At 72.2% G+C, this 19,786-nt stretch carries 16 protein-coding genes; 6 read left to right on the forward strand and 10 right to left on the reverse strand.

All coding sequences use genetic code 11. The annotated features are described in order from the left end of the window. Positions 1-17 precede the first annotated feature (17 nt). The 3 genes from BKA18_RS32175 to BKA18_RS32185 form a co-directional block, all read right to left on the reverse strand. Complete coding sequence (locus tag BKA18_RS32175) at positions 18-3,074, reverse strand: glycoside hydrolase family 2 TIM barrel-domain containing protein (RefSeq protein WP_366046282.1); 3,057 nt, start codon at positions 3,072-3,074, stop codon at positions 18-20. A gap of 149 nt (positions 3,075-3,223) precedes the next feature. Next, positions 3,224-4,522 (reverse strand): SWIM zinc finger family protein, encoded by a 1,299-nt coding sequence (locus BKA18_RS32180; protein ID WP_366046283.1) that lies wholly within the window; start codon positions 4,520-4,522, stop codon positions 3,224-3,226. Then, a complete protein-coding gene (locus BKA18_RS32185; protein ID WP_366046284.1) occupies positions 4,519-7,452 on the reverse strand; it encodes a DEAD/DEAH box helicase in 2,934 nt (977 codons plus the stop codon). Before BKA18_RS32185 ends, BKA18_RS32180 begins: the two co-directional genes overlap by 4 nt. A gap of 147 nt (positions 7,453-7,599) precedes the next feature. On the opposite strand from BKA18_RS32185, the gene BKA18_RS32190 reads away from it, so the two are divergent. Continuing rightward, positions 7,600-7,782 carry a hypothetical protein gene (locus BKA18_RS32190; protein ID WP_006601889.1) on the forward strand — a complete coding sequence of 61 codons (183 nt, stop codon included), beginning with the start codon at positions 7,600-7,602 and terminating at the stop codon, positions 7,780-7,782. Between the two features lie 180 nt (positions 7,783-7,962). Here BKA18_RS32190 and BKA18_RS32195 read toward each other — a convergent pair whose 3' ends face one another. Then, on the reverse strand, positions 7,963-8,745 hold the full coding sequence (locus BKA18_RS32195) for a hypothetical protein (protein WP_006601888.1): 783 nt from the start codon (positions 8,743-8,745) through the stop codon (positions 7,963-7,965). A gap of 380 nt (positions 8,746-9,125) precedes the next feature. On the opposite strand from BKA18_RS32195, the gene BKA18_RS32200 reads away from it, so the two are divergent. After that, positions 9,126-10,022, forward strand: a complete 897-nt coding sequence (locus BKA18_RS32200; protein WP_366046285.1) for an oxygenase MpaB family protein — start codon at positions 9,126-9,128, stop codon at positions 10,020-10,022. A gap of 17 nt (positions 10,023-10,039) precedes the next feature. Here the strand turns inward: BKA18_RS32200 and BKA18_RS32205 are convergent, their stop codons facing one another. Together BKA18_RS32205 and BKA18_RS32210 are read right to left on the reverse strand one after the other, a co-directional pair. Then, positions 10,040-10,669, reverse strand: a complete 630-nt coding sequence (locus BKA18_RS32205; RefSeq protein ID WP_366046286.1) for a class I SAM-dependent methyltransferase — start codon at positions 10,667-10,669, stop codon at positions 10,040-10,042. Continuing rightward, the gene (locus BKA18_RS32210) at positions 10,666-10,851 is read right to left on the reverse strand and encodes a hypothetical protein (protein ID WP_366046287.1); all 186 of its coding nucleotides are present in this window, start codon (positions 10,849-10,851) and stop codon (positions 10,666-10,668) included. Before BKA18_RS32210 ends, BKA18_RS32205 begins: the two co-directional genes overlap by 4 nt. 297 nt (positions 10,852-11,148) lie before the next feature. Between BKA18_RS32210 and BKA18_RS32215 the strand changes: the two genes are divergently transcribed. Next, positions 11,149-11,763, forward strand: coding sequence for a GTP-binding protein (locus tag BKA18_RS32215; protein WP_366046288.1), 615 nt, complete (start codon positions 11,149-11,151; stop codon positions 11,761-11,763). Positions 11,764-11,820: 57 nt separating this feature from the next. Here BKA18_RS32215 and BKA18_RS32220 read toward each other — a convergent pair whose 3' ends face one another. Then, complete coding sequence (locus BKA18_RS32220; protein WP_366046289.1) at positions 11,821-12,249, reverse strand: PPOX class F420-dependent oxidoreductase; 429 nt, start codon at positions 12,247-12,249, stop codon at positions 11,821-11,823. A gap of 166 nt (positions 12,250-12,415) precedes the next feature. Between BKA18_RS32220 and BKA18_RS32225 the strand changes: the two genes are divergently transcribed. Continuing rightward, entirely contained in the window at positions 12,416-12,823 is a 408-nt protein-coding gene (locus BKA18_RS32225; protein WP_006601883.1) for a roadblock/LC7 domain-containing protein, read from the forward strand. A 79-nt stretch (positions 12,824-12,902) separates the two neighbouring features. Continuing rightward, positions 12,903-13,799: a DUF6397 family protein gene (locus BKA18_RS32230; RefSeq protein ID WP_366046290.1), complete on the forward strand. Its 897-nt coding sequence runs from the start codon at positions 12,903-12,905 to the stop codon at positions 13,797-13,799. Here the strand turns inward: BKA18_RS32230 and BKA18_RS32235 are convergent. The 3 genes from BKA18_RS32235 to BKA18_RS32245 form a co-directional block, all read right to left on the reverse strand. Further along, a complete protein-coding gene (locus BKA18_RS32235) occupies positions 13,730-14,599 on the reverse strand; it encodes an acyl-CoA thioesterase (RefSeq protein ID WP_366046291.1) in 870 nt (289 codons plus the stop codon). The two genes, BKA18_RS32230 and BKA18_RS32235, sit on opposite strands and share 70 nt — an antisense overlap. Before the next feature lie 52 nt (positions 14,600-14,651). Further along, positions 14,652-17,165, reverse strand: a complete 2,514-nt coding sequence (locus BKA18_RS32240) for a DEAD/DEAH box helicase (RefSeq protein ID WP_366046292.1) — start codon at positions 17,163-17,165, stop codon at positions 14,652-14,654. 885 nt (positions 17,166-18,050) lie between these two features. After that, positions 18,051-18,266, reverse strand: coding sequence for a hypothetical protein (locus BKA18_RS32245; protein WP_366046293.1), 216 nt, complete (start codon positions 18,264-18,266; stop codon positions 18,051-18,053). Between the two features lie 706 nt (positions 18,267-18,972). On the opposite strand from BKA18_RS32245, the gene BKA18_RS32250 reads away from it, so the two are divergent. After that, positions 18,973-19,764: a metal-dependent hydrolase gene (locus tag BKA18_RS32250; protein WP_006601878.1), complete on the forward strand. Its 792-nt coding sequence runs from the start codon at positions 18,973-18,975 to the stop codon at positions 19,762-19,764. Positions 19,765-19,786: the final 22 nt, after the last annotated feature.

The raw sequence follows: 19,786 nt of genomic DNA on the forward strand, positions 1-19,786 counted from the left end.
TGCGTGCCCGGGGGCGCTCAGCGCAGCGACGCGAACACGAACGAGAACCGCGCCGGGGCCGCCTCCAGCCGGTGCTGCGGCAGCACCCCCGGCCCGCACGACTGGCTGCCGATCCCGTGCTGCGCATGGTCGAGATGGAGCCACAGGTCCTCGCCGGGCCGCAGATCCGTGGTGTGGCGGGCCGCGGTCAGCTCCTCGGCCGACCACCGGCGGGCGGTGAAGAAGAAGTCCGGGTCGCCCTCGATCCGCAGGCCCGAGCCGTCCGCACGGGTCAGCTCCGCCCAGCGCACCCCGGGCCGCGCGCCGTTCTCCTGCGGCCGCACATACGGCGTCTGCAGCTCCTCCACCGGCATCGACCAGCGGCCGACACGGGCGGCGGCCAGGGTGTCGGGATAGCCCTCGCCGGGCCCGCCGCCGAACCACTCGGCGCGGCCCAGACTGCCGCACACCAGCATCCGCACCCCGAGCCGCGGCAGCGGAACCGGCCAGTCACCCTCCGGTTCGACGCTCAACTCCAGCCGCAGCCGGTCGGGTTGGGCCGTCCAGTGGTAGACCGCCCGCAGCGCGAGCGGCGATCCGGCCGGGGCGATCCGGGTCCGTACCCGCACGGCGTCCGCCCCGGTCTCCACGGCATCGACGCGATGCCGCATCCGGTGCAGACCGATCCGCCGCCACTCGGTGGCCGGCCGCGGTCCCGGCTGCCAGGGCGCGGCCTCGTCGTTGTCGGTCGGCGCCCGCCAGACGTCCAACCGGGGGCCGCCGATCCGGAAGCCGTCCAGATAGCCGAGCGTTCCCGTGGCGGCGTCGAAGGTTCCCGGGCCCAGGACGATCACATTGCCCTCGCCGCGGCGCGGGGTGGCGGTGGCCGTCCAGGAGGCGGCGGGGCGCGGGCCGGCCGGCAGCTGGCCCCAGGCGACCTCGTGCCCGGCCGGCGCCCAGGCGGTGTCCTCGTCCAGCACCGCCGTCACCGTCCACAGCGCCTCCCCGTCGTCGCCCGGCTCGACCGGCGGGGTCGGCAGCGGGACCGTCGCCGAGGCACCGGGCGCCAGCGGCGGTACGTCCAGCCGGCCGTGCCCGCGCAGCTCGCCCGCCACCTCGTAGATCCAGCGGAAGGTGAGATGACCGAGGTCGGCGAAGTCGTAGCGGTTGCTGAGCCGGACCGCGTCCGGGTGGCCCTCCTCGTCGGTCTCGGCCTCGATCCGCACCGGTTCGATGACCTTTGAGAACTCCAGCAGGCCCGGCGAGGGCACCCGGTCGGGGAAGACCAGCCCGTCGCAGACGAAGTTCCCGTCGTGCAGCTCCTCGCCGAAGTCGCCGCCGTAGGCATGGAAGAGCTCACCCGCGGGCGTCCGTTGCCGCAGCCCGTGATCGATCCACTCCCAGACGAAGCCGCCCTGGCAGCGCGGGTACCGCTCGAACAGCCGCTGGTACTCGCTCAGCCCGCCCGGCCCGTTGCCCATGGCATGCGCGTACTCGCAGAGGAGGAAGGGCAGGTGCCGCCGGCGGGCGTCCAGCTCCGGGTCGGACAGCGGCTCCTCGGCGCGCTGCCCGATGCGTGCCACCTCGGCGTGGTCGGCGTACATCCGGGAGTAGACATCGGTGTCGGCGCAGCTGGGGTCGCCCTCGTAGTGCAGCGGGCGGGACGGGTCGCGCTCCCGCATCCAGGCGGCCATGGCGGACAGTCCGCGTCCCGTGCCGCACTCGTTGCCCAGTGACCACAGCACGATGCTGGGGTGGTTCTTGTCCCGCTCGACCATCCGCTGTGCCCGGTCGAGCAGCGCCGGCTCCCAGCGCGGGTCGTCCACCGGATTGTCCCGCCAGCCCTGCTGGGCGAACCCGTGCGTCTCCAGATCGCCTTCCTCGACGACCCACAGCCCCAGCTCGTCGCACAGGTCGAGGAAGGCGGGGTCCGGCGGATAGTGGCTGGTGCGCACGGCGTTGATGTGGTGCCGCTTCATCAGCAGCAGATCGCTGCGCATCGTCTCGGGGCCGAGGGCGCGCCCGTGGAGCGGATGGAACTCGTGGCGGTTGACGCCGCGCAGCAGGATCCGGCGGCCGTTGACCTTCAGCAGCCCGTCCTCGACGCGGACCGTGCGGAACCCGATCCGCAGCGGGATCCGCTCGCCGGGGGTGACCAACTCCCCGTCGTAGAGATGCGGGTCCTCCGCCGTCCAGGGGCGCACCGGCACCGTCGCGTGCTCCCCGGTCGGCAGATCGAGGCCGAGCGCCGGGACACGCACCCGGCCGGCCGGAGTGCACTCCACCCGCAGGGTGCCGTGGCCGGTGCGATGGTCGAACCCGGCGTGGACGAAGTGGTCGGCGACCGAGCCCTCCGGACGGCGGTGCAGCGAGACGTTCCGGAAGATGCCGGGCAGCCACCACTGGTCCTGGTCCTCCAGATAGCTGCCCGACGACCACTGGTGGACCCGCACCGCCAGCACATTGCGGCGCGGCCGCAGCAGCGGCCCCACCTCGAATTCATGCGGCAGCCGGCTGCCCTTGAAGTGGCCCAGCTCCTGCCCGTTGAGCCAGACCCGGGCACAGGACTCCACCCCGCCGAAGTGCAGCACGGCGGGCCCCTCGCCCCACCCCTCGGGCAGATCGAAGACCCGCCGGTGATCGCCCGTCGGGTTCTCGTCCGGCACCCGCGGCGGATCGACCGGGAAGGGGTAGGCGGTGTTGGTGTAGACGGGCGCGCCGTTCGGCCGCGCCGCACCGCTGCATTCAAAGGGGCCGTCGGCGGCGGAGCGCCCCTGGAGCACCCAGTGGCCGGGCACCCGCAGGTCCTGCCACTGCGCATCGTCGAAGTCCGGCCGGGCGAACGAGTCGTCCTCGGCGGTGGCGCCCGCCGAGAGCCGGAACCGCCAGGTGCCGTCCAGCGAGAGCCGGGCGGCGTCCGATCTCGCGTACCAGGCGCGGGGCGGCAGGACCCCGCTGCCCGGCGAGCGGTCCTCGTAGTACGGGGACGGGGGGTGCTCGGGGTCGCCGGGGCGGGGCGGTGCGCCGTCCGCCCCGGTGGCGGTCCGGGGTGCGGGCGACGTGTGGTGCGGCGCGTGCGGCGAGGTGCCGGTCACTGGTCCTCCTGCTGCGGGCGACGTGCCGGGCGGTGGGGGATCACCTCAGAGAATCATGAGCGGCCGCACGGCGCAGCAGGATGGGGCGGATTCGACCGGGCCGCGCGGCGCACGGCAGGGAGCCGAGCCGCCCCTGCCCCGGGGTCCGCTCAGCCCTCCGCCGACAACACCGCCCACGCGGCCGCCGGATCGTCCGCGGCCGGCCCCGCGGGCACCCACTGCCCGCCTTCCCTCCGATACGGCCACCAGCGGCCGTCCCGCCCGTAGCGGAGCTGGGCCGTACCGCCGTCCTCCGTCCAGCGGTTGCCGTACGCCCGCAGTGGTGGCCGGGCCTCGCCGTCCTCCCAGGCGGACGCGAGCCGGCCGGCCGCCCTGGCCAGCACCTCCGGTTCCGGCGTCCACTCCTCCTCCAAGGCCGCGAGCCCGGCCGTACCCCCCAGCTCCCAGGCCCGTACGGCCGCCGCCAGACCCGCCGCGTCCCGCCCCGAACCGGCCGCCAGCCGCGCCGATCGGGCCGCACCGGGACCGGCCGCCGCCAGCCGCACGGCATCCTGGGCGGGCGTCAGCACGGGCGGGATCGGACTGTCCGGATGTCCGGGGGAGAGGGCATCCGCCAGCAACTCCTGGGCACGCGCCGCCGCGTCCCCGATCAGGAACTCCAGCGCGGCCACGTCCACTCCGGGCGCGGGCGGGGTGCCGCCGCCGAGCACCGGCGGGGTACCCGGGGCGGCGACCGGCGGCGGCGCCACGGGCGGCGGCAGGATGTCACGTGCCGCATACGCCTCGGCCGCCGGCACCCCCACGTCCGGCCGTTCCGCCGCCGCCCCGGCGGGTATCGCGGCACTGCGCGCCTGCACCTCGTCGAGCAGCTCCCGCTCGCCGCGGCCGCGCACCAGCAGCAGGACGGACGGGTCCTGGTCCAGCAGCCGCGCCACCTGGTAGCACAGCGCCGCCGAATGCGCGCAGTGGTCCCAGGCGCCGCAACTGCACTCGGGCTCCAGATCGCCGATGCCCGGCAGGAGTTCGATCCCGGCGGCACTCGCGTCCTCGACCAGGACCGGCGGCAGGTCGCGGTCCAGCAGCGCCGCGAGATGCCCCGCCCGGTCCGCGACCAGGTCCGCAAGGCGCGCCCAGTGCGCCCCGCTCAGCTGCTGCACCAGCACGTCGGAGCGATGCCGTGTGTGGTCGCGGTCCTGGACGACCGCGGTGATCCGGCCGGGCCGCACCGACACCGCGCCGACCGCACCCGCCCGCGCATATCGCCGGCCCAGCGCGAGCTGCGCCCCGTCCAGCGCGGTGTCCTCCAGCGCCTTGAGCCACGCCTGCCCCCACCAGCTTCTGGCGAAGGCCCGCCCCCGCGCCACCGGCAGTGCGCCGAACGTCCGCTCGGCGGCGCCGGTTTCCCCCTCGTACCGCGGCATCGATCCCTCGTCTCCGTTCTTGGTCATCGTTCGTTCCCCCGCAGTGCGACCAGGTCCGCCAGCTCGGCGTCGGTGAGTTCCGTCAGTGCGGCCTCGCCGGACCCCAGCACCGCATCGGCCAACTGCTGCTTACGGCAGAGCATGTCGGCGATCCGGTCCTCGATCGTGCCCTCCGTGACGATCCGGTGGACCTGCACCGGCCGGGTCTGCCCGATGCGGTACGCGCGATCGGTGGCCTGCGCCTCGACGGCCGGGTTCCACCAGCGGTCGAAGTGCACGACGTGCGAGGCCCTGGTGAGGTTCAGACCGGTGCCCGCCGCCTTCAGCGAGAGCAGGAACACCGGCGCGGCACCGTCCTGGAAGCTGCGCACCATCACCTCCCGGCGGGCCACCGGCGTCCCGCCGTGCAGGAACTGTGTGGCCACCCCGCGCCCCGCCAGATGGGCCGCCAGCAGCCGCGCCATCTGCACATACTGCGTGAACACCAGGACGCTCGCGCCCTCGGCCAGGATGGTGTCCAGCAGTTCGTCCAGCAGCTCGACCTTCCCCGACCGCCCCTGGATCCGCACCGCCCCCTGGCCGTCTTCTCCGGCGCCGGCTTCCTTCAGGTACTGCGCGGGGTGGTTGCAGATCTGCTTGAGTGAGGTGAGCAGCTTGACCACCAGCCCGCGCCGGGCGAACCCACCCGTCCCGGCGATCTCGTCGAGCCCCTCGCGCACCACGGCCTCGTACAGCCCCGCCTGTTCCGCGGTCAGCGCCACCGCATGGTCGGTCTCCGTCTTGGCCGGCAGCTCCGGTGCGATCCCCGGATCGGACTTGCGCCGGCGCAACAGGAACGGCCGCACCAGTCGCGCGAGCCGCTCGGCCGCCTCCGGGGACGCCGCGGCGCCGCCCTCGACCACCCGCGCATAGCGGGTACGGAACCGGCCCAGCGGGCCCAGCAGTCCGGGCGTCGTCCAGTCCAGGATCGCCCACAGCTCGGACAGGTCGTTCTCCACCGGCGTACCGGTCAGCGCCACCCGCGCCCGGGACGGAATGGTCCGCAGCGCCTTGGCGGTCGCGGAGAAGGGGTTCTTGATGTGCTGCGCCTCGTCCGCGACGACCAGTCCCCAGTCCACCGTCGCCAGCTTCCCGGCGTCGAGCCGCATCGTCCCGTACGTGGTCAGCACGATCTCGCCGTCCGCCGGTCCGGCCAGGCTGCGCCGCCCGGCGTGGAAGCGGCGCACGGCGGTGCCCGGGGCGAACTTCTCGATCTCCCGCTGCCAGTTGCCCATCAGGGAGGTGGGGCAGACGACGAGCGTGGGACCGGCGGTGCCGGGGTCGGTCTGGCGGTGCACATGAAGGGCGATGAGCGTGATCGTCTTCCCGAGTCCCATGTCGTCGGCGAGACAGGCGCCCAGCCCCAGCGAGGTCATCCGGTGCAGCCAGCCCAGCCCGCGCACCTGGTAGTCGCGCAGCGTCGCGCGCAGCGCCGCCGGCTGCCGGACGGGCTCGGCGTCGCCGTCCTCCTGGGCGCGGAGCAGGTCGCGCAGCCGGGCGAGCGGGCCGGCTGCCGTCACCTCCACCCGGTCGCCGCTGTTGTCCTCGGCGCTGCCGGTGAGCGCGGCGCCGAGCGCGTCGAGCGGGGTGACCTCGCGGTCCCGGCGGTCCCGGGCGGCCCGTACCGCCTCCGGGTCGACCAGCACCCACCGGTCGTGCAGCCGCACCAACGGCCGCCCCGCCTCGGCGAGCCGTTCCAGTTCGGCCCGCGCCACCTCCCGGCCGCCCACCGCGAACCGCCAGCTGAAGGACAGCAGGGCACGCGCGGACAACAACGACGGCAGCCCCGCCGCCGTCCCTGCCGCCCCGTCACCGTCCTGCGCGTCGGGCGCGCCGACCACGGCCCGGCTGGTCAGCGTGCCCACCAGGTCCGCGGGCCAGTGCACCGGCACGCCGGCGGCGGCCAGCGCACGGGCGGCCGGCCCGAGCAGTTCGGCGACCTCCTCGTCGGCGAGGTCCAGCGCGTCGGGCACTGCCGCGGACAACAACGGGGTGAGCGGCGCCCAGGCCTGTGCCGCGCGGCGCAACGTCAGCAGGGTGTCCCGCCGCGCGCGCGGCCCGAAGGCCCGCCCGGCTGGTGTGGCGCCCGCCCACACCTCGGCGGCATCCGCGCGCAGCCCCGGGTCGGTGAGGCTGTGCAGCTGGAGGACGGCGGTGAAGGAGAACGGGGACCCCGTCCCACTCCGCGCGTCATGTGCCTCCACCCGCAGGGAGATCCGTACCCCCGCGTCATGCCCCGCGGCGACGTCCGCGGCCCAGGCGCGCTGTTCGGGCAGCTGCTGCGGGGCGGCCGCCGCGAACGCCGGCGCGCCGGTGACCAGTGCGGCGGCGGGGGAGCGGGGCAGCCCGTCCGCCACCGCGTCGAGGAAGGCCCGTACCTGGCGCTCGGGATCCGGCAGCGTCACCGGGTCGGTGCCGGGGAGCGGGACGGCGTGGGCGGACGGCGGCATCGCGGCCGCGAGGTCGCGCAGCCGGGCCAGGTCCGCCGGGTCGAGCGGCCCCAGCCGCCAGGCGTCGTACCCGGCGGGACTCAGCCCGGGCAGGATCCGCCCGCGCGCCGCGAGCTGTAGTGCCAGCAGGGACGCGGTGCCCCAGAAGGCGGCGGCCGGATGGGTGGCCCGGGCCGCTCGCGCGCGGGTGAGCACCGGCACGGCGTCGGCGACCGGCAGGACCTGGGCCGGGACCTCGTACAGCGCCACCCCGCCGCCCTCGTCCGGCAGGGCCACGGTCAGCAGTTCCTCCGCCGGCCCGTCCCCGCCGCCTTTCCGGCCCGCGGGGGTCGCCTCCTCCAGGGGGTCGCCGTCGGGACGCCAGAAGGCGACCCGCCCTCCCCGGGGCGGATCCGACGGGAGGAAAACCGCTGCGCAGCGGGCGAGCGCACAGAGCTGAGCGGGCGTGACCGCCGGGGGAGATGCCACTGGATGCCGACTCCTCAAATTTGACTACTGGCCCCTGAAGCGCCCGAGAGTACCCGACCGCACGCCGTTGAATGGAACCTGCGGCGCGCAATCGGCGTTCAATGGAGTACACAGAGCGCGGCAGGCGCCGCGGAAGGGGCGTGAAGGATGTCCACACAGGCGAAGGTCGCGGTCGGCGGGGTCGCGGTGGGAGTGATCCTGCTGTGGCTGCTGCCCTTCTGGGCGGCCCTCTTGGTCATGGTCGGGATCCCGGCCGTCGCGTATCTGACGCTCGACTCCTCCCAGCGGCGCCGGCTGCGCCGCGTCGGCCGCAAGCAGATCGGCCACTGAGCGAGCGGCCCCGCGCCCCTCGCGGCAGTTGGGCCGCCCCGGCACCCGGTGGCGGCACCGTGCGGCGGGCGGCAGGGCCGGTGCGCGACAGCCGGTGGGCGGGGGCCCGGAGGCGGCCTGCCCGGGGCGGTCGCCCTCACCGGCCCGGGGCGGCCCGGGCCCGGCAGGTGCCGGACCGGCTCAGACCGGCCGTACCGCCAGCTCGTCCAGCGACGAGAGCAGACCGGGCAGTTCGGGCCCCCGGCCCACCGGGTGCACCTCTCCCGGCTCCTCGTCCAGCAGCACGAACGCAATGTCATCGGTGCGGGCGACCATGCTCCAGCCGGGCCCGTCGACCCGCAGGGTGCGCGCCTCACCGGCCGCGAACGACGACCGCACCCGCCCGGGCGGCGGCGGATCGGTCACATAGGCGCGCGCCTCCTCCAGGACCCGCCGCACCCCCTGGTGCGCCTCGTCGCCCGGCTCGGCAAAGGCGTCGTCGCCGTCCACCTGCTCGCGCCACACCGCCCACTGCATGGCGATCTCGTCCGCGCCGAGCCGTCGTTGCGCAGGTCCCCACGCCTCGGCGTCCGGTGGGGTCAGCGGCGCCGGGTCGCCCTCCTGGGGTTCCGGATCGTGCGGGCTCGGCACTTCCGGCGCCGCGACGGCCAGCGCGAGCGGCCATCCGGGAAGTGCCCCGACGATGCTGCTCTCCCCGGGCGAGAGGTCGTACTCCATCCCGCAGTCCCAGGCCGCGATCGCACACGCCACCAGCGACACATCCTCCGTCGCCACCGTCCAGCGGGCGCCGTCACCGTCCTGGCCGAGGACCAGTCCGTAGCCCTCGGCATACGGTTCGAGGCCGAGACCCGCACACACCTCGGGGTAGTCGTCGCCGAGCACGCTCGGGAACTGCGCGGGCGTCAGCAGCACCGCCGTCAGCACGAACAACTGGTCGTTGCCGGCGCTCTCGGTCGTGGGCACGCGGGGCCTCCCCCATCCAATCCGTCGCGGAGTACGTCGGCGCACCCTAATTGGCCCGGCAGGGCCTTGTCACCAGCCGTACGCTGCGCAGATGTGTTTTTGCCGGCGCGGTGGGCAGCTCGCGCGGACGGACCGCCGGGCCGCGGGGAAGGCGGCGCAGGCCTCGCGACTGCCCTGGTGGCCGCCCCGTGGCGGCGCGGTGCGTCGTTCGAAGGGGCGCCGCCCCGGTGGTGCGACCCGCCCGGACGACGCACCGCCCGGCCCGTCCGGTACGACGCGATCCGGCCACCGCGCGGCCCGATCCGGCACCCCGGCACCCCCTCAACTACCGTCCACCGCACTAAAATCGGCCCGTCGGCAACCGAAAGGACGGATATCAGGTGCGGCGCTACGACTGGTTACGGGAGATCCGGCGGCTCGACCCGGAGCGCGATTGCCTGCGGATCTACCGCATCATCGCGACCCACGAATTCCCCTGGGACCTGACCCGTGCCCTGGAGCTGGCGCTCTATCGCACCTATGCCGTGCCGAGCATCGGGCGGCTGCTGGCCGAGACGGCGGAGCTGACGGACCGTACGCAAAAGCGCTATGACGACACCGCCCTCCTCCTGGACGCCGTCGTCGAGCACGGCTTCGACACTACGGACGGCCGGACGGCGATCCGCCGCATCAACCAGATGCACCACGGCTACGACATCAGCAACGAGGACATGCGCTACGTCCTGTGCACCTTCGTGGTGGTGCCCAAGCGCTGGCTCGACGAGTACGGCTGGCGGCGGCTGACCGCACACGAACAGCAGGCTGTCGCCGCCTACTACCGCACCCTCGGCCGGCATATGGGCATCACCGACATCCCGCAGACCTACGAGGACTTCGAGCGCTGCCTCGACGCCTACGAGGCGGCGCACTTCGGCTGGGACGAGGGCGCCCGGCGGGTGTCGGACGCCACGCTGGATCTGATGGCGGGCTGGTACGGCCCGCTCGCCCCGGTGGTGCGCGGCGCCAGCATGGCCCTCCTGGACGACACGCTCCTCGAGGCCTTCCGATATGAGCGGCCGGCCCCGGCGGTGCGCAAGACGGTCCGCACGGCGCTGAAGCTGCGCGCACGGGCCGTGCGGCTGCTGCCGCCGCGCCGCACTCCCCATTACGTCCGCCAGAACCCCGAGATCAAGGGCTATCCGAACGGCTTCCGGGTGGCCGAGCTCGGCACCTTTCCTGCCGCCCGCCGCACCGGCAGCTGCCCGGTCCCGCACGGGGAGGACCCGGCGGCGACCTGAGGCGCCCGCGGCCCGCTTCACCCCCGGGCCCCGGCTCCTCCCTGTCGCACGGCCAGCGCCAGATAGCGGGCGTCCTCGTCCTCGTACCGGATGAGATCCCAGCCGGCGACGGCGAGGAGGGGCCGCAGGTTCGGCTCCGCCCGCAGATCGTCGGGGGTGAGCGGGCGGCCCTTGCGCGCGGCGAGGGCCGCCCGCCCGATGGGGTGGAACAGCGCCAGCCGGCCACCGGGGCGGACGACCCTGGCGAGTTCGGCGAGGCCGCCCGCCGAGTCCGGCAGATGGGACAGCAGACCGGAGGCGAAGACCGCGTCCAGCGCGGCGTCCGGCAGCGGCAGCCGGGTCACGTCCGCGAGCAGCAGCGCCGCGTCACGGTCCCGCCCGGCGCGCACGGCGGCCTGCAGCATCTCGGGCGTCAGATCCGCGCCCAGCACCGTCCCGTGCGGGCCCACGGCCGCCCGCAGCGCGGACAGGGCGCGCCCCGTACCGCAGCCCGCGTCGAGGACCCGCTCGCCCTCCTTGAGGCCCAATTCGGCGACTCCGGCGGCGAAGGCGGGGCCGTCGCCGGGGAACTTGGTGTCCCAGCCGGCCGCGCGGGCCGCGAAGAACTCCCGGACCTCGTGCGGCCGGTCGGCGTGGTGGTCGGTCATCGGGCTCCTCCGGGGGCGGGACGGTCGGCGAGCGAGGCGGTGCAGGCGTACCGGGCGCCCGCGACGGTCCGGACCTCCAGGAAGACCGCCGCCCGCGTATCGACGCCCCTGCCTTCGGCGGCACCTGTTGGAGCCGCCGCGATGGGTGTACCGTGCCGCTCCTGCGATTGCTGCTGAGCCATGCACGCATGATCCCGCACCCGCCGGCTCCGCGGCGGGCGAACCACGGGCGCGGCCGGCGACCTGTGGCCCCTGGTGGTGCGCTGCGGCGGCCGGCTATCACGAAAACCGGGGCCGTTGCGTGTCTTGATCGGAAGACGTGGTGGCTTTGGTGAATCCGCGGACATCACGGTCATCGGGCGGTACGGTCCTCGCCATGGATTTCGGACGGCGCTCTGCCGCCGAAGGCTCCTCTCGCCGAGCCGTGGATCCGTATACCCCGTGACGCGCAGGACCCTTGCACCTGGAGGAGACGGCCGATGAACGGCGCACAAGGGGCCCCGGAGGCCGCAGCCCCGGGCCCCGACCCCGAGTTGACCCTGAAAGTCTTAGTCGCGGGCGGCTTCGGCGCCGGCAAGACGACCCTGGTGGGGTCGGTCAGCGAAATCCACCCGCTGCGCACGGAGGAACGCCTCACCGAGGCGGGCGAGACCGTGGACGACACCGGGGGAGTGGACCTCAAGGACAGCACCACCGTGGCGATGGACTTCGGCCGCATCACCATCCGGCAGGGCCTGTCCCTCTACCTCTTCGGCACCCCGGGACAGGACCGCTTCTGCTTCCTGTGGGACGACCTGTCGGAGGGCGCGCTGGGCGCCGTGGTGCTGGCCGACACCCGGCGGCTGCAGGACTGCTTTCCGGCGGTCGACTACTTCGAGCGCCGCTCGATCCCGTTCCTGGTCGCCGTCAACTGCTTTGCACAGTCGCATTCCTACGGCGCCGACGAGGTCTCCCGCGCCCTGGACCTGGACCGTGGCATCCCGGTCGTGCTCTGCGACGCACGGGATCGCGATTCCGGCAAGGAAGTGCTGGTCCGGCTCGTCGAGCACGCGGGGCGGTGGCGCTCCGACCGGGTCCTGGACCCGGTGGGGTGACCGGCGCCGGGGGCCGGGTACGGCGCGGACGCCGGACGGCCCGCGCCACCCGCACCCTCAGTCGGTCAGTGCCGCCATCGCGATGACCTTGTCGATCCTGACCCGCACCACCAGCTCGCCCGGCACGCCGTTGCGTGCGCCGTACTCCTCCGCACGGTCTTCGCCCATGTAACGGGCCGCGATCCGCGTCGCCCAGTGGCGCAGGTCCGCCGGCTCGCTGCTGGTCGCTGCCGTCCCGTGGACGACCGCGAAGGAAAACGGCGGCCTGTCGTCGTCGACGCAGAGCGCCACCCGGCCGTCACGGGCGAGATTGCGGCCCTTGACCGTGTCCTCACCGGTGTTGAACACCAACTCGTCACCGTCCATGAGGAACCACACCGGCGCGACGTGCGGGCTGCCGTCGGCCCGTACCGTCGCCAGCTTGCCGGTACGGGTCCCCTCGGAAAGGAACCTCTGCCACTCGTCCTTCGTCATCTTGTGTGCCATGCGGACATCCTCATCCATGGGGCGCGGACACGCGTCGCGTGGCACGCCGGCTGTGGGCCGCTTGCCGAGACGGCGGAGGTGGGACAGGCTGGCACGGCAGTCCGCGGACGGACCGGGGGCTGCCGTCCGGCCGGAAGTGCGGTGAGGACACGGGGAGGAAGCGGCAATGGCATTGAGCAGCGGACTCGACTGGCTGCTGGACGACCTGACCAAGCGGGTGGAGAAGGTACGGCACGCGTTGGTGCTCTCCAACGACGGGCTGGTGACCGGGGCGAGCGAGCAACTGGCGCGGGAGGACGCCGAGCATCTCGCGGCGGTCGCCTCGGGACTGCACAGCCTGGCGAAGGGATCGGGGCTCCACTTCGGCATCGGCCGGGTGCGCCAGACGATGGTGGAGTTCGACGACGGGGTGCTGTTCGTGACGGCGGCGGGCGACGGCAGCGCGCTGTGCGTGCTGGCGGGCGCCGAGGCCGACATGGGGCAGATCGCCTACGAAATGACGCTGTTGGTCAATCGCGTCGGGGAGCATCTGGGCGTCGCGGTCCGCCAGCCGGAGAGTTATCCACAGATCTGAGGTGGGGGTTGACCCACTGTCATCGCCTGCGGCTATGGTCGTCACTGTCAGTGATCGAACGAGGTGCGGGGGAAGCGCCATGACAGTGATGTGCGACGGGCAGCAGACGCTCACGACGGGGCGGGCGGCCCGCGAACTGGAGCTGAGGACCGGCGAGTTCGAGCTCGCCCTCCAGCTCGGAGAAGTGCGGACGGTCCCGGCCGGGCGCGATGACCGGCCGGGAGGGGCCGGCTCGCTCGGTCGGCGCCGAGTCCCGGCGGAGGAGATCGCCCGGCTCCAGGCCGAGCCGGGCTTTCCGGAAGCCCTCCGCGACCGGATCCGCGCGGTCAGCACGACCGAGGCGGCCGCGCTGATGGGCGTCGGGCCCGGCCGGGTGCTGCGCCTGACCCGGGCGGGCTGCTTCGGCCCCGTCCGGTTCTATGTGAACCGCTACGGCGCGGTGGTCTGGCTCTATCTCGCGTCCGAGGTCACCGGCTTCGCCGCGCGGGAACCCGCACTCATGCGGGGCAACACACCGGCGGCGATGCGGGTGATGCTCGACAGCGGACAGGACTGGCGGGCCCGCCAGTGGCGCAACCGCCGGGTCGCCCAGCTCATGGGGCAGACCGATGACCCCTGGGAGTCGGCTGCGGTGATCGCCGCGGTGCTGCCGCCGGAGGAGCTGGCCTCGGTGGCCGAGGATCCGCTGGAGCGGTCCCTGCTGCGCCGGCTCCGGCCCACCCTGGCATCCGTGATCACGGTGACCCCCGCCGCCCGGGAATCCTTTGAACGGGTCGTGACGGCGGAGGAGTTCGACGAGGTGCTGTGGTACCGCGTCAACCTCTCCCGAAGCCTGGAGCGAGCACGCCGGGAAGACCCGGGACGGCTGCGGACCCCGGCCGCCACCGCCTCCACCACCCGCCCGGGTCAGCCGCCGAGCTTCCTGAACAACCCCTCCTGGACGACCGAGACCAGCATCCTGCCTTCCCGGTCGTAGATCCGTCCGCGGGCCAGACCACGGCCGCCGGTGGCGATCGGCGACTCCTGGTCGTAGAGGAACCACTCGTCCGCACGGAACGGCCGGTGGAACCACATCGCATGGTCGAGCGAGGCCATGTCGAACCCGCGCGGCCCCCAGAGCGGCTCGATCGGGATGCGGACCGCGTCCAGCAGCGTCATATCGCTGGCGTAGGTCAGCGCGCAGGTGTGCACGAGCGGATCGTCGCCCAGCGGCCCGACCGCACGCATCCACACCGCGCTGCGCGGCTCGGCGCCCTGGATCTCCTCCGGGGTCCACCGCAGCCGGTCGACATACCGGATCTCGAACGGCATCCGGCGCGCCATCCGCTCCAGGGACTCGGGCAGTTCACGCAGATGCTCGCGGACCTCTTCCGCAACCGTGGGCAGATCTTCCGGGTCGGGCACCGCCCGGCGCAGCGGCAACTGGTGATCGAAGCCGGGCTCCGGCTTGTGAAAGGAGGCGGTCAGATTGAAGATCGTGCGTCCCTGCTGGACGGCGACGACCCGGCGGGTGGTGAAGGACCGCCCGTCGCGCACCCGCTCGACCTGGTACACGATCGGCACCCCAGGCCGGCCCGGCCGCAGAAAGTACGCATGGAGTGAGTGGACCGGGCGGTCACCTTCCGTGGTCCGCCCGGCAGCCACCAGCGCCTGCCCCGCGACCTGCCCGCCGAAGACCCGCTGCAGTGATTCCTGCGGGCTGCGGCCGCGGAAGATGTTCACCTCGATCTGTTCGAGATCCAGCAGATCGACCAGCCTGTCAGCGGGATTGCTCATGACCGGAGGCCCTCCGTCGCATCCTTCGGCGGCCTCGGTCGAAGCCGTCGCCTCACAACTGACCCACATCCGTGACCCGCACCACCGCGCGTCCTTCCTCGTCGGAGGCGGCCAGATCGACCTCCGCCGAGATACCCCAGTCGTGATCACCGTTCGGGTCGGCGAAAGTCTGCCGTACCTTCCACAGCCCGTGCTCGGCATCCTCCTGGATCTGCAGGAGCTTGGGACCACGTGCATCCGGACCGGTGCCCAGCTCGTCGTACTCATCCCAGTAGGCGTCCATCGCCTCGCCCCAGGCGTCCGCGTCCCAGCCGGAATCGGCATCCATCTCGCCGAGCTCCTCGACCTTGTCCAGCGCCGCCAGCTCCACCCGCCGGAACAGCGCATTGCGCACCAGCACCCGGAACGCCCGCGCGTTGGCAGTGACCGGCCGGACCTGATCCGCCCGCTCCGCGGCTTGGTCCGCCGTCTCCACCTCGGGGTTGGCGAGCTGCTCCCACTCGTCCAGCAGACTGGAGTCGACCTGCCGCACCATCTCGCCCAGCCAGGCGATGATGTCCTCGAAATCCTCGGACTTCAGATCGTCCGGCACGGTGTGGTCCAGCGCCTTGAAGGCACTCGCCAGGTAGCGCAGGACGATCCCCTCGGTGCGCGCCAGCTCGTAGAAGGACGTGAACTCCGTGAAGGTCATGGCGCGTTCGTACATATCGCGGATGACCGACTTCGGCGACAGCGGGTGGTCGCCGACCCACGGGTGGCTCTTGCGGTAGAGCCCGTAGGCGTGGAAGAGCAGCTCCTCCAGCGGCTTGGGGTACTCCACGTCCATGAGCCGTTCCATGCGCTCTTCGTACTCGACGCCGTCGGCCTTCATCTGGGCGACCGCCTCGCCGCGGGCCTTGTTCTGCTGCGCGGCCAGGATCTGCCGCGGATCGTCCAGCGTGGACTCCACGACCGAGACCATGTCCAGCGCGTAGGACGGCGACTCGGGGTCGAGCAGGTCGAACGCGGCGAGCGCGAAGGTCGACAGCGGCTGGTTGAGCGCGAAGTCCTGCTGAAGATCCACGGTCAGCCGGACGATCCGGCCCTCCGCGTCCGGCTTCGTCAGCCGCTCCACGATCCCGCCGTCCAGCAGCGAGCGGTAGATCGCGATGGCCCGCCGGATGTGCCGGAGCTGGTTCTTGCGCGGCTCGTGGTTGTCCTCAAGGAGCTTGCGCATCGCGTCGAACGCATTGCCCGGACGCGCGATCACGGACAGCAGCATCGCGTGCGTCACCCGGAAGCGCGAGGTGAGCGGCTCCGGATCGGACGCGATCAGCTTCTCAAAGGTGTTCTCACCCCAGTTGACGAAGCCCTCCGGTGCCTTCTTGCGCACCACCTTGCGGCGCTTCTTGGGGTCGTCGCCCGCCTTGGCCAGCGCCTTCTCGTTCTCCACGACATGCTCGGGAGCCTGCGCGACCACGAAGCCCGCGGTGTCGAAACCGGCCCGCCCGGCGCGGCCCGCGATCTGATGGAACTCCCGCGCCCGCAGCGTCCGCACCCGCGACCCGTCGTACTTCGTCAGCGCGGTGAACAGCACCGTACGGATGGGGACATTGACGCCCACCCCGAGGGTGTCCGTACCGCAGATGACCTTCAACAGGCCCGCCTGCGCGAGCTTTTCGACGAGTCGGCGATACTTCGGCAGCATCCCCGCGTGGTGCACGCCGATGCCGTGGCGGACGTACCGCGACAGGTTCCGGCCGAACTTCGTGGTGAACCGGAAGTTCCCGATGAGCTGCGCGATTTCGTCCTTCTCGGCACGCGTACACATATTGATGCTCATCAGTGCCTGGGCCCGCTCCACGGCGGCGGCCTGAGTGAAGTGCACGATGTAGACGGGGGACTGGCGGGTCTCCAGCAGCTCGGTGAGCGTCTCGGTCATCGCCGTCGTGCGGTACTCGTACGACAGCGGCACCGGCCGCGTCGCCGAGCGCACCAGCGACGTCGGCTTCCCCGTGCGCCGGGTCAGATCCGCTTCGAAGCGCGACATGTCGCCGAGCGTCGCCGACATCAGGATGAACTGCGCCTGCGGCAGTTCGAGCAGCGGAATCTGCCAGGCCCAGCCGCGGTCCGGCTCGGCATAGAAATGGAACTCGTCCATCACGACCTGGCCGATGTCCGCGTCCTTGCCGTCCCGCAGCGCTATCGAGGCGAGAACCTCGGCCGTGCAGCAGATCACCGGTGCGTCGGCGTTGACCGAGGCATCGCCGGTGAGCATGCCGACGTTCTCGGTACCGAACAGCTTGCACAGATCGAAGAACTTCTCCGAGACCAGCGCCTTGATGGGCGCGGTGTAGAAGGTGACCTGATCGTTGGCGAGGGCGGTGAAGTGCGCACCGGCCGCCACCAGGCTCTTACCGGAGCCGGTGGGGGTGGACAGGATGACGTTCGCCCCCGAGACCACCTCGATCAGCGCCTCCTCCTGGGCAGGGTAGAGCGAGATGCCCTGCTGCTCGGCCCAGCCCGAAAAGGCTTCGAAGAGGGCATCGGGGTCGGCGTCGTTCGGCAGATGATCGATGAGGGTCACGCCCCCATACTGCCTGCCTTCGGCCCAGATCAGGGAACCGGCGGCTCACAGCGAGATCAACCGAAGCCCGTCGGCCCCGGAGCCCGACGGGTCCACCGGCCCCGGAACCGCGCGACTCAGGCCCCGGCATCGCCCCGATACGTCCCTACGGCACCCCTGAGCTGCACAAAAGTCCGCTTCCACAGCTCAGGCCACAGGATGGTGCGGCTAGGTGTCTTCACTTTCCGTACCAGGGCGTGGACGCATCGTCGCTATCGACGGCTGCCTGCTGTGCCACAGCCGCTCGGCACGTGGTGGACATCACGCACCGTAAGCGACGCGCATTGCCGGCGGGGAAGGCACCCACCTTGATCAACGTCCACCCACGCCGATGGGCATCCGCGCTGATCGACATCCGCCTCGGTAGGGCGGGGAGAGGGGAACAGGGGCAGGGGGGCGGGGGGAGGGGGGAGGGGGGAGAGGACGAGAGGTGGACGGAGGCGGAGGGGGAGGGAGGGAGAGGCGAGAGGTGGACGGAGGTGGAGGGGGAGGGGAGGGAGGGGGCGGGGCGGGGGAGCCGAGAGGCCGTGACGCCGAGTGGTCGAAACCCGGAGAAGTCGCGACGCCGGGGAGCCGTTCTAGAGGGACCGAGGTCATTCTGTGGCGCCCAGCGCACTGGCGGCCGGGCTCTGAGGGCGTTGTCGCGGACCCTCCGGGGCGAGGATCGTCCCACCGCTCCCGGACCCACTCACTGAGGTGTCCCAGTGACGGGTGAGCCGGGCGCGAACGCCGACTGGCCGGCGTCGGCGGCCGGAGTGAGACCGGGAGCAGCACGGGGTGGGAGAGCACGGGCGATGGCGGGAGGTCGTCGGCATCGTCGGATGTGAGCCCGGGGTTCGTTCGCCTCTACTGTCCGGTTCCTGCTTCGGCGTCTTCTTCCAAAGCGGCCACGCGGGCCTTGTATTCGGCCTGTGGGATCTGCCCGAGAACTGCGAGACGTTCCACTTCTGCGGCCGCGGCTTCATGGGAGATCTTGCGGCTCTGTTCCGCTTGTTCTCTGCCGTACTTGACGGCGTTGGCGCGCTGCCTGGAACGGCTTCGCTGTAACTGCTCGGCGATCATCCGTCCGGTTTCTTCGAAGTAGCTGTCGTGCCTGCCTGACCACATCCCGCCCCCTCGTTTTCGATGAGCATCCCGGAAGCCGGACTCAGGGTATCCCGGATCCGGTTTCCGGGCTGGCCATCCGTTAGATCTTGAAGTTCTTATACTCAATCGTGCACTTGATGGCCGCGATGCTGGCGGCCTTGGTGCTCTGCGTACTTGGTGCTCCGCGTGCTTGTGGCACCGGTTGCCGGGATTGCCAGTGCCGGCGTCGCGACTTCTGTGGCGACCGCTACCGGTCCCCATTGGCTAACGTGCCTTTAACTTCCTCCATTTCTTGCGCGGATGGTGTTGATCATTTTTGGCAGCCGCCCTGTGCAAATCTGTCGAGTGACATTCCGGTTCCGGCTCGAACTTGAAACGCTTGGTCGACGCGTCAGGAAGTTACGCCTATGTGCAGGCAGGCAAAATGCCAGAATTACCTGCACCGAGGGCAGGGCAGGCGGCGCCCCCGTTCTGAACCTGGATCAGAACCAGCTCCTGGCCGAGCCCGCCCTCCCTCTCGTCCCCTCACGCTGCAACATGACGCCCCACCCCCACCGCTCAGGGAGATCATCTGACGCTACGCTGAGTCGCCGAACGGGCGTCAGGGGCACAGCTCAGGGGTGCGCGAGGCACATGGGGCGCGCTGGAGAAGACGCGCAAGAGAAGAGGGTGGGAGCACATCATGATGGGACCGGCGCACTCGCTGTCCGGGGCCGCGGCCTGGCTGGGGGTGGGTGCGGGGGCCGCTGCCGCCGGGTATCCGATGCCCTGGCCGGTGCTCGTCTGCGGAGCGCTGATCTGTGCCGGAGCGGCGCTGGCCCCGGACCTCGACCACAAGTCCGCGACCATCTCGCGGGCCTTCGGTCCGCTCTCGCGGATTCTGTGCGAAGTGGTCGACGCCCTCTCGCATGCCGTCTACAAGGCGACCAAGATGCGCGGTGATTCGAACCGCAACGGCGGGCATCGCACGCTCACCCACACCTGGTTGTGGGCCGTGCTGGTCGGCGGCGGGATGTCGCTGCTGGCGATGAAGGGCGGCCGCTGGGCGGTGCTCGGCATCCTCTTCGTCCATATGGTGCTCGCCATCGAGGGGCTGCTGTGGCGGGCGGCGCGGGTCTCCAGCGATGTGCTGGTGTGGCTGCTGGGCGCCGCCGCGGCCTGGATTCTGGGCGGCATACTCGACCAGCCGGGCAACGGCGCGAGTTGGCTGTTCACCGAGCCGGGACAGCAGTACCTCTGGCTGGGCCTGCCAGTCGTCCTGGGGGCGCTGGTCCATGACATCGGTGACGCCCTGACGGTCTCGGGCTGCCCCGTCCTGTGGCCCATCCCGATAGGCCGGAAGCGCTGGTACCCCGTCGGCCCGCCCCAGGCGATTCGCTTCAAGGCGGGCAGCTGGGTGGAGTTGAAGGTGCTGATGCCGGTGTTCATGCTGCTGGGCGGCATCGGCGGACTGGGCGCACTCGGCTATATCTGACGTGCCCGGCTGCGTCGGCCGG

This window comes from Streptomyces auratus (assembly GCF_050433025.1).
In the GTDB taxonomy this organism is placed as follows: Bacteria; Actinomycetota; Actinomycetes; order Streptomycetales; family Streptomycetaceae; genus Streptomyces; species Streptomyces sioyaensis.